Annotated in this window: 12 protein-coding genes; 6 read left to right on the top strand and 6 right to left on the bottom strand. The window is 60.8% G+C overall.

The genetic code is table 11. The features are described from left to right. Positions 1-40: 40 nt before the first annotated feature. Positions 41-1,504: a glyceraldehyde-3-phosphate dehydrogenase gene (locus tag ACI77D_RS09225; protein WP_017137429.1), complete on the top strand. Its 1,464-nt coding sequence runs from the start codon at positions 41-43 to the stop codon at positions 1,502-1,504. Between the two features lie 162 nt (positions 1,505-1,666). On the opposite strand, the gene ACI77D_RS09220 is transcribed toward ACI77D_RS09225, so the two are convergent. Both ACI77D_RS09220 and ACI77D_RS09215 read right to left on the bottom strand, forming a co-directional pair. Then, on the bottom strand, positions 1,667-2,965 hold the full coding sequence (locus tag ACI77D_RS09220; protein WP_407016448.1) for an MFS transporter: 1,299 nt from the start codon (positions 2,963-2,965) through the stop codon (positions 1,667-1,669). Between the two features lie 257 nt (positions 2,966-3,222). Next, positions 3,223-3,765, bottom strand: coding sequence for a chalcone isomerase family protein (locus ACI77D_RS09215; RefSeq protein WP_407016447.1), 543 nt, complete (start codon positions 3,763-3,765; stop codon positions 3,223-3,225). A gap of 234 nt (positions 3,766-3,999) precedes the next feature. On the opposite strand from ACI77D_RS09215, the gene sthA reads away from it, so the two are divergent. Further along, positions 4,000-5,394 carry a Si-specific NAD(P)(+) transhydrogenase gene (gene sthA, locus ACI77D_RS09210; RefSeq protein WP_012722857.1) on the top strand — a complete coding sequence of 465 codons (1,395 nt, stop codon included), beginning with the start codon at positions 4,000-4,002 and terminating at the stop codon, positions 5,392-5,394. A 42-nt stretch (positions 5,395-5,436) separates the two neighbouring features. On the opposite strand, the gene ACI77D_RS09205 is transcribed toward sthA, so the two are convergent. Then, positions 5,437-6,159, bottom strand: a complete 723-nt coding sequence (locus tag ACI77D_RS09205) for a glycerophosphodiester phosphodiesterase family protein (RefSeq protein WP_064451394.1) — start codon at positions 6,157-6,159, stop codon at positions 5,437-5,439. Between the two features lie 44 nt (positions 6,160-6,203). Continuing rightward, positions 6,204-6,788 carry a PilZ domain-containing protein gene (locus ACI77D_RS09200; protein ID WP_064451395.1) on the bottom strand — a complete coding sequence of 195 codons (585 nt, stop codon included), beginning with the start codon at positions 6,786-6,788 and terminating at the stop codon, positions 6,204-6,206. 94 nt (positions 6,789-6,882) lie between these two features. Between ACI77D_RS09200 and ACI77D_RS09195 the strand changes: the two genes are divergently transcribed. The 3 genes from ACI77D_RS09195 to ACI77D_RS09185 are packed head-to-tail and all read left to right on the top strand — an operon-like array spanning position 6,883 to position 10,129. After that, positions 6,883-8,133, top strand: a complete 1,251-nt coding sequence (locus tag ACI77D_RS09195) for a lipoprotein-releasing ABC transporter permease subunit (protein ID WP_407016446.1) — start codon at positions 6,883-6,885, stop codon at positions 8,131-8,133. A gap of 7 nt (positions 8,134-8,140) precedes the next feature. Beyond that, the gene (gene lolD / locus ACI77D_RS09190; RefSeq protein ID WP_017477213.1) at positions 8,141-8,824 is read left to right on the top strand and encodes a lipoprotein-releasing ABC transporter ATP-binding protein LolD; all 684 of its coding nucleotides are present in this window, start codon (positions 8,141-8,143) and stop codon (positions 8,822-8,824) included. A gap of 60 nt (positions 8,825-8,884) precedes the next feature. Beyond that, a complete protein-coding gene (locus ACI77D_RS09185; protein WP_064451397.1) occupies positions 8,885-10,129 on the top strand; it encodes a lipoprotein-releasing ABC transporter permease subunit in 1,245 nt (414 codons plus the stop codon). A gap of 106 nt (positions 10,130-10,235) precedes the next feature. On the opposite strand, the gene ACI77D_RS09180 is transcribed toward ACI77D_RS09185, so the two are convergent. Together ACI77D_RS09180 and ACI77D_RS09175 are read right to left on the bottom strand one after the other, a co-directional pair. Further along, the gene (locus ACI77D_RS09180; RefSeq protein ID WP_407016551.1) at positions 10,236-11,591 is read right to left on the bottom strand and encodes a heavy metal sensor histidine kinase; all 1,356 of its coding nucleotides are present in this window, start codon (positions 11,589-11,591) and stop codon (positions 10,236-10,238) included. Beyond that, positions 11,588-12,268, bottom strand: a complete 681-nt coding sequence (locus tag ACI77D_RS09175; protein ID WP_407016445.1) for a heavy metal response regulator transcription factor — start codon at positions 12,266-12,268, stop codon at positions 11,588-11,590. Before ACI77D_RS09175 ends, ACI77D_RS09180 begins: the two co-directional genes overlap by 4 nt. A gap of 155 nt (positions 12,269-12,423) precedes the next feature. Between ACI77D_RS09175 and ACI77D_RS09170 the strand changes: the two genes are divergently transcribed. After that, entirely contained in the window at positions 12,424-12,945 is a 522-nt protein-coding gene (locus tag ACI77D_RS09170) for a plastocyanin/azurin family copper-binding protein (protein ID WP_407016444.1), read from the top strand. The last annotated feature ends 24 nt before the right edge of the window (positions 12,946-12,969 follow it).

The following is a 12,969-nucleotide window of genomic DNA, read 5'->3' as shown; positions in this document are numbered from 1 at the left end:
GGTCGGGCGGCATAATGTAGCCCCTTTTTTCTGCCCCTACATGTGGAAGGTTCCCGTGACTCAGAAGCCCGACCAGTGTCTTGGTGAATGGATCGACCGTGAAGCGCTCGCTGAAGCGATGATTCCGCTTATCGGTCAGCTGTACCGCAATAACAATGTGGTGAGCTCGATCTATGGCCGCAGCCTGATCAACCAGTCAGTCATCGCGATTCTCAAAGCGCATCGCTTTGCTCGCCATCGTTCTGCCGACGACAGCGAACTCTCCGTCCACGAAACATTCCCTCTGCTTAAAGCCATGAGCGAGCTCAAGCTCGGCGCGGCCTCGGTAGACCTGGGCAAGCTGGCTTACAAATTCCGCAAAGAAGGTGCTGGCCGCAGCGCCGAGCAGTTCGTGCGTGAAGAAATGGCCGATGTGGTTGGCCAGCAAAACGCTGCTGCCCGCAAAGGCACTGATGTCGTGCTGTACGGTTTCGGTCGTATCGGCCGTCTGCTGGCGCGCATCCTGATCGAAAAAACCGGTGGCGGCGACGGCCTGCGCCTGCGTGCCATCGTGGTACGTAAAGGCGCCGAGAACGACCTGACCAAGCGCGCCAGCCTGCTGCGTCGCGACTCGGTACACGGTCCGTTCAACGGCACCATCGTCATCGACGAAGAAAACAATACCATCACCGCCAACGGTAACCTGATCCAGGTGATCTACGCGAAGAACCCGGCTGAGGTGGATTACACCCAGTACGGTATCAAGGACGCCCTGCTGGTGGACAACACCGGCGTATGGCGTGATGCCGAAGGCCTGGGCCAGCACCTGGCTTGCCCGGGTATCGACCGCGTTGTGCTGACCGCGCCTGGCAAAGGCAAGCTGAAGAACATCGTGCACGGCATCAACCACGGTGAAATCACCGCCGACGACAAGATCGTGTCCGCTGCTTCCTGCACCACCAACGCCATCGTGCCGGTGCTGAAGGCTGTGAATGACAAGTTTGGTATCGTTAACGGTCACGTTGAAACGGTTCACTCGTACACCAACGACCAGAACCTGATCGACAACTTCCACAAAGGCGATCGCCGTGGCCGTAGCGCCGCGCTGAACATGGTTATCACCGAGACCGGTGCTGCCACCGCTGCTGCCAAGGCCCTGCCTGAACTGGCCGGCAAGCTGACCGGTAACGCGATCCGCGTTCCGACGCCAAACGTGTCGATGGCCATTCTCAACCTGAACCTTGAGAAAGCCGCCACCCGTGAAGAGATGAACGAGTACCTGCGCTACATGGCGCTGCACTCCGACCTGCATAAGCAGATCGACTTCGTTAATTCGCAGGAAGTGGTCTCCACCGACTTCGTTGGCTCGCGTCACGCCGGTGTGGTGGACGCTGAGGCGACCATCACCCAGGACAACCGCGTTGTACTGTACGTCTGGTACGACAACGAGTTCGGCTACAGCTGCCAGGTGGTTCGTGTGATGGAAGACATGGCTGGGGTTAACCCGCCTGCGTTCCCGCGCTAAGCTTCTGCGGTGAATGAAAAAGCCCCGACTGGTTCGGGGCTTTTTTGTGCCTGCTGTTTTTGGGGTGTGTGCACTGGCCTCATCGCAGGCAAGCCAGCTCCCACATATCGATCTGTGAATACAGTCAAATGTGGGAGCTGGCTTGCCTGCGATAGCGGTGTATCAAGCGCCGCCGACTACGGAAGCCTGCGCCGTGCGCAGTTCATGCCGATTGCCCTTGAACAGGATCAGTGTGGCAATCAACCCCAACACCGCCGCCCCACTGAGCCAGATTCCCGGTGCCGCCTTGTTGTCCAGCACATGGATCAGATAGGTGCAGGCCGCCGGCGTGAAGCCGCCGAACGTTGCGGTCGCCAAGCTGTAGGCCAGGGAGAAGCCGGTTGTGCGAACTTCCACCGGCATGATCTCGGTCAGCGCCACGACCATCGCACCGTTGTACGAGCCGTACAGGAACGACAACCACAACAACACAATTAGCAGGTGGTTAAAGCTCGGGTTGGCCACCAGCCAGGACAGCGCCGGGTAAGCCGTGAGGATCGCCAGAATCGTCGCACCCAGCAGCAGCGGCTTGCGCCCGATCTTGTCCGACACCGCGCCCATCACCGGCAGCCAGATGAAGTTGGAAATGCCCACGCACACCGTCACCAGCAACGCATCGAAATCCGAGAGGTGCAATTCGGCCTTGCCGAAGGTCGGGGTGTAGGCGGTGATCAGGTAGAACGACACAGTGGTCATCACTACCAGGGCCATACCGGCGATGACGATGCCAAAGTTCTGACCGATAGAGCGGACGATTTCGTGCAGGGTAGGGCGGTGTTTGCGCGCCTGGAACTCAGGCGTTTCTTCCAGCGAGCGACGAATCACGAAAATCACCGGCACGATCAGGCAGCCGATCAGGAACGGCACGCGCCAGCCCCAATCACCCATTTCTTCGGGGCTTAGCCAGTGGTTCAGGCCCACGCCGAGCAAACCGGCGAACACCACGGCGGCTTGCTGGCTGGCGGACTGCCAACTGACGAAGAAGCCCTTGCGGCACGGTGTGGCGATTTCCGCCAGGTACACCGACACGCCGCCCAACTCGACGCCTGCCGAGAAACCCTGGAGCAGTCGACCGAACAGCACGATCAGCGGCGCGGCCACACCCAATGTGGCATAGCCGGGTACGCAGGCGATGAGGACGGTGCCGGCGGCCATCAAGGCCAAGGTGATGACCAGGCCTTTCTTGCGGCCGTGGCGGTCGATGTAGGCACCGAGGAAGATTGCGCCCAGGGGCCGCATCAGGAAGCCGGCGCCGAAGGTCGCCAGGGACAGCATCAGCGAGGCAAAGGCGCTGTCGCTGGGGAAGAAGGTTTTGGCGATGGCCGTGGCATAGAAGCCATAGACCATGAAGTCGAACATCTCTAGGAAGTTGCCGCTGACAACGCGAAAAATCGCTTTGCCTTTGCCCGTTGTAGTGGACATGTCATGCACTCATTTAGGCTGTCTTATTAGTGATCCTTGGTCATCATTCGTCCTTGCTGCAGTTTTGTAACCATATGTGTATTGGCCACTACAGGCAATAAAAACTGATAGCAAGCTGACTAATTGCCGCAAGATCAGAGGGCAGCGAAAAAACAATGTGGGAGCGGGCTTGCTCGCGAAAGCGGTGTGTCAGTCAACTTATGAATAACTGACCCACCGCTTTCGCGAGCAAGCCCGCTCCCACAGGGGATTTGCGTTCAGTTGAGGAGGCTTTTGCGCAGGCTGTCCGACAGGCCTTTCGGCGCCAGCCAGATGCCAAGGTAGGCTTTTGCCAACTCATCATCGCGACTGCTGAACACCACCTGCTCGTTGATCTCCAGGTTCAACCCACGGCCAGGACGAAAGTCGAGGGCATAACGATCACCGCTGCGGATGTTTCGAAAGCTGGCATGCAGTTGGTCCAGTTCAGGCTTCAAGCGGGCCAGGGTGGCGCTGCTTTGCTGGCGTTCCAGCGCCGTGTTGGCGGCCTTGATCACATCATTACGATCGATGTCGCGAAAGTAGAACAGCACCAGGCGCAGGTCCTTTTGCTGGTCCCAGGCCTGTTTTGCGCGCAGGTCAGCCGGGGTGTAGAGCGCTGCGGCGTACACATCGGCCCACAGATAGACCAGCACGGCCTGGTTTTTCAGCACCAGTTCATGAGATTGCGCGGGGAAAGCGGCCTGCCTGAGCCGATCAGCCTCACTGGCCTGCACCGCAAGCGAAAAAATCATCATTAAACAGAAAACGACATGCCGCATAATGGTTCGTCCTGCAAAGGTGAGTGTCAGTAGTCTAATTCCAAATTCCGTGTTCTGTAGTAAAGGCAAGACTGGCCTACGACGCGACCAAGGGTTAATGTTCGCGGCGTTGAGGCTTATATAGACTGTGCCCCGGCTCACACACTTGAGCCAAATTGTCCTTCATGCCCGCTGGCCGCGGCATGATTTAGCCAGGCGTCCAACCGTGCGCCTGGCCTGTTCTGAGGAGTACGCATGGCTGTCTACAACTACGACGTGGTGGTACTGGGTTCCGGCCCGGCTGGAGAAGGTGCGGCGATGAACGCCGCCAAAGCTGGGCGCAAGGTGGCGATGGTCGATAGCCGTCGCCAGGTCGGCGGTAACTGCACCCACCTGGGTACCATCCCGTCCAAGGCCTTGCGTCACTCGGTGCGCCAGATCATGCAGTTCAACACCAACCCGATGTTCCGGGCCATTGGTGAGCCGCGCTGGTTCTCCTTCCCGGACGTGTTGAAAAGTGCCGAGAAAGTCATCTCCAAACAAGTGGCGTCGCGCACCGGTTACTACGCCCGCAACCGTGTCGACCTGTTCTTCGGCACCGGCAGTTTCGCCGACGAGCAGACCGTCGAAGTGGTCTGCGCCAACGGCGTGGTCGAGAAGCTGGTGGCCAAGCACATCATCATCGCCACCGGTTCGCGCCCGTATCGCCCGGCCGATATCGATTTCCACCACCCGCGTATCTACGATAGCGACACCATCCTGAGCCTGGGCCACACCCCGCGCAAACTGATCATCTATGGCGCCGGCGTGATTGGCTGTGAATACGCCTCGATCTTCAGCGGCCTGGGTGTGCTGGTGGAGCTGGTGGATAACCGTGATCAGTTGCTGAGCTTCCTCGACTCGGAAATTTCCCAGGCGTTGAGCTACCACTTCAGCAACAACAACATCACCGTGCGCCACAACGAAGAGTACGAGCGGGTCGAAGGCCTGGACAACGGCGTGATCCTGCACCTCAAGTCCGGCAAGAAGATCAAGGCCGACGCCTTGCTGTGGTGCAACGGCCGTACCGGCAACACCGACAAGCTGGGCATGGAAAACATCGGGGTCAAGGTCAACAGCCGTGGCCAGATCGAAGTGGACGAGAACTACCGCACCTGCGTGACCAACATCTACGGCGCCGGTGACGTGATCGGCTGGCCAAGCCTGGCGAGTGCCGCGCATGACCAGGGCCGTTCGGCGGCCGGCAGCATTGTCGATAACGGCAGCTGGCGTTATGTGAACGATGTGCCGACCGGGATCTACACGATTCCCGAGATCAGCTCGATCGGTAAAAACGAACACGAACTGACCAAGGCCAAGGTGCCTTACGAAGTCGGCAAGGCGTTCTTCAAGAGCATGGCGCGTGCGCAGATCGCCGGCGAGCCGCAAGGCATGCTGAAGATCCTGTTCCACCGCGAAACCCTGGAAGTCCTCGGCGTGCATTGCTTCGGCTACCAGGCCTCGGAAATCGTGCACATCGGCCAAGCGATCATGAGTCAGCCGGGTGAGCAAAATACCCTCAAGTATTTTGTGAACACCACGTTCAACTACCCGACCATGGCCGAAGCCTATCGGGTAGCGGCCTACGACGGCCTCAACCGGCTTTTTTGAGCGGCTCCGGCCGGTGGCCTGAGCCGGCCGGGGAGACCGATTTCAGTAATTCTCGAGGGTGGCAGTGGCCAAACCGGGAAAGTCTGTAATCAGGCTATCTACGCCGAAGTCGGCGAGCCTGCGCATCAGCGCAGGTTCGTTGACTGTCCACACGGACACATGCAAACCCTGGCGCTGGGCTTTTTCCAGACGCTCGGGGGTGCACAACGTCCAGTTCAACGCCAGAAATTCACAGCCGTAGTTTTGCGCGACCTTCAACGGGTCGAGCCAGGCGTATTCGGCGACCAGTCCGCGTGACAGGTCCGGGGTGAGTTCGACGGCGGCTTTGAGCACTTCCCGCGAGCTTGAGGTCACCGTGACCTTGTCCATCAGGCCGAAACGTACGGCCATCTCCCGAATCGCCAACACCGTGGTCGCGGCGCGGGTGCGTGAGGCGCTTTTGACTTCCAGTTGCCAGTGATCGAAGTCGCATTTCTCGAACAGTTCTTCCAGGCGCGGGATCGGGCACGGGCTGACCCAGCCTGGGCCGCCTTTGCGCGCGTCCATCTTCACAAGATCGGCCGCCGAATACTCGACGACTTTGCCGCGCCGGTCGGCCGTGCGCTTGAGGGTGGGGTCGTGGATGACCATCAGCTCGCCGTCCATGGACAGGTGCAAATCCAGTTCGCAGCGGCGTACACCGTGCTTGAGGCACTCCTGGAAGCTGGTCAGGGTGTTTTCCGGTGCTTCGCCTTTGGCACCGCGGTGGCCGTAAATCAGGGTCACAGTTGCTCCTTTGCGCCAGGTTGTCTGGCGGGGTGAATACGAATTCAGGTGTCTTGGGCGTCGCTCTGTTCCCGTGCCAGGCGTCGTTCCTGGGCTTGTTTCTGCAAGATATAGCGTGCCAGCAACTGGCGTTGGGCATCGGTCATGGATTCGAACTCAGTGCCCACCTCAAATGCGTCACCCTTGGGGTCACAATGGGTGACGCGGGCGCGCAGCAGCAAGCCGAGCGCCTGAGGCATCAGCACCAGCTTGACGGCCAGGTGAGCGCCGGGCGCGAGGGGCGTGGGGTGCATGAAGTCAATGCCGCCCTCGGAAATGATCACCGGCTGCGGCGCGCCCACCTCATCCAGCAGGCCGCGGGCCATGATCTGGCTGAGCAGGTCCACGCGTTTGTTCTGGACTTTGAGGAAGGCTGCCAGGCTGCGATCTTTCTCGCTGATCTGGCGCAGCAGGTGCTGGGCTTCGAATTCGCTGAGGTGCAGTTCGCTGAGTAGATTGAACAGCGGGGAATCATCCAGCAACACTTCCTTGCTCGCCGCTTCCGGGGCAGACAGTGTGCTGATTTGAAGTGCGATCATGTCGTCGATACGGTAGTATTCGCGGCGTTCTTCTTCATCTAATGTCGACATGGCGAACCCAAAGTAGCGGTAATGGTCTGAGTGTAAAGCTGCTTACCTGACCCCGCCACCGGGACGTCTTCTTTTCCTCCGAACAAGCCCCGACATGTTCAGACCTCTCTTCGTATTTATCGGCACGCGTTATACCCGTGCAAAGCGCCGCAATCATTTTGTGTCGTTCATTTCCCTCACCTCGATGATCGGGCTCGCCTTGGGCGTGGTCGTGATGATCGTGGTGCTGTCGGTGATGAACGGCTTCGATCATGAGATGCGCACCCGCGTGTTGGGCATGGTGCCCCACGCGACCATCGAGTCTGATGAGCCCATCAGTGACTGGCCAAGCCTGGCCGACAAGGTCAAGCAGAACCCCAAGGTGGTGGCCGTTGCGCCGTTTACCCAGATGCAGGGGTTGCTGACCAACGACGGCAAGGTGCAGAAAATCCTGCTCAATGGCATCGATCCGGCCCAGGAACGTAACGTGTCGATCATCGACAAGTTCATGTTGCAGGGCAAACTCGACGACCTGGCGCCCGGCAGCTTCGGCATCGTGATCGGCGACAAGGCCGCGGCCAAGCTCGGCGTGGGCATCGGCGACAAGCTGACCTTCGTCGCGCCGGAAGTCACCGTGACCCCGGCCGGCATGTTCCCGCGCATGAAGCGCTTTACCGTGGTCGGCACGTTCCACGTAGGCGCCGGCGAGATCGACGGCTACCTCGGCCTGACCAACCTCACCGACCTGGCGCGCCTGCATCGCTGGCAGCCGGACCAGGTGCAGGGCCTGCGCCTCAAGTTCAACGACCTGTTCGACGCACCGCGCGGCGCCTGGGAAATCGCCCAGCACCTGGGTGAATCCAAGTACTACGCCCGCGACTGGACCCGTACCCACGGCAACCTGTACCAGGCCATCCGCATGGAAAAAGCCATGATCGGCCTGTTGTTGTTGCTGATCGTTGCCGTGGCCGCGTTCAACATCATCTCCACCCTGGTGATGGTGGTGAACGACAAGAAGGGCGACATTGCCATCCTGCGTACCCTTGGCGCCACGCCGGGGCAGATCATGGCGATCTTCATGGTGCAGGGCACCGTGATTGGCGTGGTCGGCACCTTGATCGGCACCGCCGTCGGCATTTTGGCCGCGTTGAATGTCAGTGCCGCCATCGCCGCGCTGGAAAAAGTCATCGGCCACAAGTTTCTCAACGCCGACGTCTACTTCATCGACTACTTGCCGTCCCAGGTTCAGGCCCAGGACGTGTGGATGGTGGGCGGCGCCGCGTTGCTATTGAGTTTCCTTGCCACCCTGTATCCAGCCTGGCGCGCGGCACGTACCCAGCCAGCACAGGCCTTACGTTATGAGTGAATCGGGCATGAGTGAAAAAGCGATTTTGAGCTGCCGCAACCTGGGCAAATCCTACGAGGAAGGTCCGGAATCTGTGGTGGTGTTGTCCAACCTGCAGCTGGAACTGCACCCGGGCGAGCGCGTGGCGATCGTCGGCAGTTCCGGTTCGGGCAAAAGTACCTTGCTCAACCTGTTGGGCGGCCTGGATACGCCGTCCCAGGGCAGCGTATGGCTGGCGGGCGAAGAATTGTCGGCCCTTGGCGAGAAGGCGCGCGGTCAACTGCGCAACCGTTCGTTGGGGTTTGTGTACCAGTTCCACCACTTGCTGCCGGAATTCACTGCACTGGAAAACGTGTGCATGCCGCTGCTGATCGGCAAGACCGCGATCCCGGAAGCCCGCCAGCGCGCCAAGGCGTTGCTGGAGCGCGTCGGCCTCGGCCATCGCCTGGAGCACAAGCCGGCCGAGCTGTCCGGCGGTGAGCGCCAGCGTGTGGCGATTGCCCGCGCCCTGGTGAACAACCCAGGCCTGGTGATGCTCGACGAGCCGACCGGCAACCTCGACTCCCACACCGCCCAGGGCATCAAGGATTTGATGCTGGAACTGAGCACCCAGATGCGCACCGCGTTCCTGGTGGTGACCCATGACATGAGCATGGCCCGCCAGATGGACCGTGTGTTGCACCTGCAGGAAGGTCACTTGGTCGCCATCTGACCCGTTTCAAGCCTGGCGCCTGGCGCCGGGCTTTTTCATTTTTTTAAACGGTGCCCGCGAATGTTCAGACCGTTATCGATTTTCATCGGCACGCGCTATACCCGCGCCAAGCGCCGCAACCGTTTTGTTTCGTTTATCTCGATGACCTCGATGATCGGCCTCGCCCTGGGCGTGCTGGCGATGATCGTGGTGTTGTCGGTGATGAATGGCTTCCAGCGCGAAATGAGCACGCGGATTCTCGGCATGGTGCCCCACGCGACCATCGTCGGCGTAAACCCGATTGATGATTGGCAGCCCGTGGCCGCTGCCGCGTTGAAGAACCCGGAAGTCACCGCAGCGGTGCCTTTCACGCAGATGGACGGCATGTTCTCCTACAAAGGCGCGATGCAGCCGATCGAGATCAGCGGCGTCGACCCGGCCCAGGAAGGCAAGGTGTCGATCGTGGCCCAGCATATCGTGCGTGGCAAGCTGGAAGACCTGAAAGCCGGCGAATTCGGCGTGGTCATCGGCGACATCACCGCACGGCGTTTCCGCCTGAACGTGGGCGATAAACTGACCCTGATCGTCCCGGAAATCAGCACCGCGCCGGGCGGCATCACCCCGCGTATGCAGCGCTTGAACGTGGTCGGTATCTTCAAGGTCGGCGCCGAGCTGGATGGCTCCATGGCCTTGATCAACATGGCCGACGCCGCCGAGATCCAGCACTGGCAGCCGAACCAGGTGCAAAGCGTGCGCCTGGCGGTGAAGGACCTGTACGCAGCGCCCAAGGTCTCGGCGGACATCGCCGCCAGCCTGGGCGCGGCCTACAAGCCGGATGACTGGACCCACACCCAGGGCAGCCTGTTCAGCGCGATGAAGATGGAAAAGACCATGATCGGCCTGCTGTTGCTGATGATCGTCGCCGTCGCCGCGTTCAACATCATTGCCACCTTGATCATGGTGGTGAACGACAAGGGCGCTGACATCGCGATTTTGCGCACCATCGGCGCCACGCCACGGCAGATCATGGCGATCTTCATGGTGCAGGGCACGGTGATCGGCATCGTCGGCACCTTGATCGGCGGCGTGCTGGGCGTGATTGCGGCGCTGAACGTGAGTGAGTTGGTGGGGTGGCTGGAGCGCGTGAGCGGGCAGCATATCTTCAGTTCGGACGTGTACTTTGTCAGCAACCTGCCTTCGGAACTGCAGGGCGGCGATGTGCTGCTGATTTGCTCGGCGGGGTTTGTGCTGAGCTTTTTGGCGACGCTGTACCCGGCGTATCGGGCGGCGAAGATTGAGCCGGCGCATGCGCTCAGGTATTCGTAAAGTCTGAGACCGCTATCGCAGGCAAGCCAGCTCCCACATTTGAATGTATTCACACATCAAAATGTGGGAGCCGGGCTTGCCCGCGATAGGGCCGGTACAGCTTGCATCAATCTGCTGTTGGCAACTCAATCACAAACCTGGTCCAACCCGCCCCAGACTCACAATAAATCCTCCCCCCATGCGCCCGTACAATCGACTGGGTAATCGCCAACCCCAGCCCTGCATGCTCGCTGCTGCCTTCACGGCGCGCCGGGTCCGCCCGGTAGAACCGGTCAAACAACCGCGGTAACAACGCCGCTGGAATGCCTTCCCCCGTATTCTCCACCGTCAGCCTCACGCCCCGTTTGCTTTCAACCATCCGCACCCGCACCTCGCCACCGGCCGGGGTAAAACTGAGTGCGTTATCGAGCAAATTCGACAAGGCCCGGCGCAACATGCCGCGATCACCCGCCGTATGGGCGGTGCCTTCGCGCACCAGGCTCACGTGGGCGTCTTCCGCCAACAAGGCGAAGAACTCCAGCAGCGCCTCCACTTCATCTTCCAGCACCAAGGCTTCGCGCTTGGGCATGAGCAGCCCGTGATCCGCCTTGGCCAGGTACAACATGTCATTCACCAACTGCGCCATCCATTGCAGCTCCTCCAGGTTGCTGTGCAGCGCCTCGCGGTAATCCTCCAGTGGGCGCGGCTGGGTGAGGATGACCTGGGTGTGGGTCAGCAGGTTCGACAGCGGCGTGCGCAGTTCGTGGGCGATGTCGGCAGAGAAGGCCGAGAGGCGCTGGAACGAGTCGTCCAGGCGGCCCAGCATCGCGTTGAAGGCCTGGGCCAGCTCGGCCAGCTCCACCGGCATTTGCTGCTGGGGCAGGCGTTGGGTCAATGACTGAGCAGATACTCCGGCAGCCACTTCACTCATGCGCCGCAACGGCCGCAAGCCACTGCGCGCCGCCCAGGCGCCGAGCAGGGCGGTGGCCAGGGCCGAGAGGCCGACCGTCAGCCAGATCAGATGCTGCATGCGTTGCAGGAAGTGCTGGTGATGGGTGATGTCGAGCATCAGGCTCAGTTGCGGCGAGCCCGGCTGGTTTGGCAGCAACGGCACGTTGTACACGCGATAGTCGGTGCCGGCGTTTTGCAGGCTGTGCAGGCCGGGCGCCGCGGGCAGTGCGACGCCCGGTGCGCCGTCATACCAGCGCTGGCCGGCGGCAGTGATGCGCAACGCAAGGTCAGGTTGCCGGTTGAGTTCGGTGCGCAATTGCGCTTCGCGCTGGGCGAACAACTGCGGCGTATCCACACCCTGCAACGTGCTGCGCAAGGCCACCAGTTTGCCGTCCAGCAACTGTTGGTCGAGTTCGACAAAGTGCGCCTCACTGGCCTGGTTGAACAACACGCCGGCGATCAGCGAGACCACCGCCGTGCACGCCGCAAACAGCAGCGCCAGACGGCTGGCCAGGGACAGGCGCTTGATCAATTGCACCGTTCCTCCAGCACATAGCCCATGCCGCGCACGGTGTGGATCAGCTTGTTGGGGAAGTGGTCGTCGACTTTCAGGCGCAATCGGCGAATCGCCACTTCGATGATGTTGGTGTCGCTGTCGAAATTCATGTCCCACACTTGAGAGGCGATCAGCGACTTGGGCAGCACTTCGCCCTGGCGGCGCAGCAGCAGTTCCAGCAGGGAGAATTCTTTGGCGGTGAGGTCGATGCGCTGACCGTCCCGTTCGACGCGGCGGCGGATCAGGTCCAGGCGCAGGTCGGCCAGTTGCAGCGCGGTTTCCTGCGGTGTGCTGCTGCCACGGCGCAACAGGCTGCGCACCCGGGCCAACAGTTCGGAAAAGGCGAAGGGCTTGACCAGGTAATCGTCGGCGCCCAGCTCCAGGCCGTGCACGCGGTCTTCCACGGCATCGCGGGCGGTGAGGAACAGCACCGGGATGTCCAGGCCGGCGCTGCGCACGGCTTGCAGGATTTGCCAGCCGTCGCGGCCCGGCAGCATCACATCGAGGATCAGCAGGTCGTAATCGCCGGTCAACGCCAGATGTTGCCCGGTGGTGCCGTCAGCCACCAATTCGGTGGTAAAGCCCGCCTCGGTCAGGCCCTGGCGCAGGTAATGGCCGGTTTTCGGTTGGTCTTCGACGATCAGCAGTTTCATGGGCGACTCTTGGCAGCGGGAGCAGCGGGCTTTATACCGTGGGCGCCAGGGCAGGGGCGCAACCTGACAAAGTTGTAATCTAGCAGTCAGCTGGCTGGCAGCGGCGCCATCTTAGAGTGCTGCCCAAGCTGTTCACACACTTTTGGAGAATCGAGATGGCGTTGCGTTCACCCCTGTTGCTGGTGGGTTGCCTGTTGGCCTTGAGTTTCGATGCGGTGGCTGACACGGCCCACACATTTGCCTTCGGCCATGCGGCGTCGGCTGACAAAGCCACGCGCAGCGTGGAAGTGGTGCTGCAGGATATTTCCTTTTCGCCCAAGTCGCTGGACGTAAAAGCCGGTGAGACCGTGCGCTTTGTGCTGGTCAACAAAGGCCAGTTGCTGCATGAATTCAACCTGGGCGACGCGGCGATGCATGCCGAACACCAGAAGGAAATGTTGCAGATGCAGGCCAGCGGCATGCTCACCGCCACCGGCATGGGCAAGATGGACCACAGCGCCATGGGCCACGGTGACATGGGCGGCATGAAACATGACGACCCCAACAGTGTGCTGGTAGAGCCCGGCAAAACGGCCGAGCTGACCTGGACCTTCACCAAGGCCACGGGCCTGGAATTCGCCTGTAATATCCCCGGGCACTATCAGGCGGGCATGGTCGGCAAGCTCAACGTCGATTGATCGGGTGTTTTTTAGGGGCGGGGG

Origin of the sequence: Pseudomonas sp. O39, from assembly GCF_045447295.1 — a bacterium.
Lineage (GTDB): Bacteria > Pseudomonadota > Gammaproteobacteria > Pseudomonadales > Pseudomonadaceae > Aquipseudomonas > Aquipseudomonas antarctica_A.
This window is presented reverse-complemented; position numbering and strand designations above follow the sequence as displayed.

Excerpts from the sequence above, each read along its gene's own strand:
- ACI77D_RS09225 (WP_017137429.1), top strand. The coding sequence starts at position 41 with ATGTGGAAGGTTCCCGTGACTCAGAAGCCCGACCAGTGTCTTGGTGAA.
- ACI77D_RS09220 (WP_407016448.1), bottom strand. The coding sequence starts at position 2,965 with ATGTCCACTACAACGGGCAAAGGCAAAGCGATTTTTCGCGTTGTCAGC.
- ACI77D_RS09215 (WP_407016447.1), bottom strand. The coding sequence starts at position 3,765 with ATGCGGCATGTCGTTTTCTGTTTAATGATGATTTTTTCGCTTGCGGTG.
- sthA (WP_012722857.1), top strand. The coding sequence starts at position 4,000 with ATGGCTGTCTACAACTACGACGTGGTGGTACTGGGTTCCGGCCCGGCT.
- ACI77D_RS09200 (WP_064451395.1), bottom strand. The coding sequence starts at position 6,788 with ATGTCGACATTAGATGAAGAAGAACGCCGCGAATACTACCGTATCGAC.
- ACI77D_RS09195 (WP_407016446.1), top strand. The coding sequence starts at position 6,883 with ATGTTCAGACCTCTCTTCGTATTTATCGGCACGCGTTATACCCGTGCA.
- lolD (WP_017477213.1), top strand. The coding sequence starts at position 8,141 with ATGAGTGAAAAAGCGATTTTGAGCTGCCGCAACCTGGGCAAATCCTAC.
- ACI77D_RS09185 (WP_064451397.1), top strand. The coding sequence starts at position 8,885 with ATGTTCAGACCGTTATCGATTTTCATCGGCACGCGCTATACCCGCGCC.
- ACI77D_RS09175 (WP_407016445.1), bottom strand. The coding sequence starts at position 12,268 with ATGAAACTGCTGATCGTCGAAGACCAACCGAAAACCGGCCATTACCTG.
- ACI77D_RS09170 (WP_407016444.1), top strand. The coding sequence starts at position 12,424 with ATGGCGTTGCGTTCACCCCTGTTGCTGGTGGGTTGCCTGTTGGCCTTG.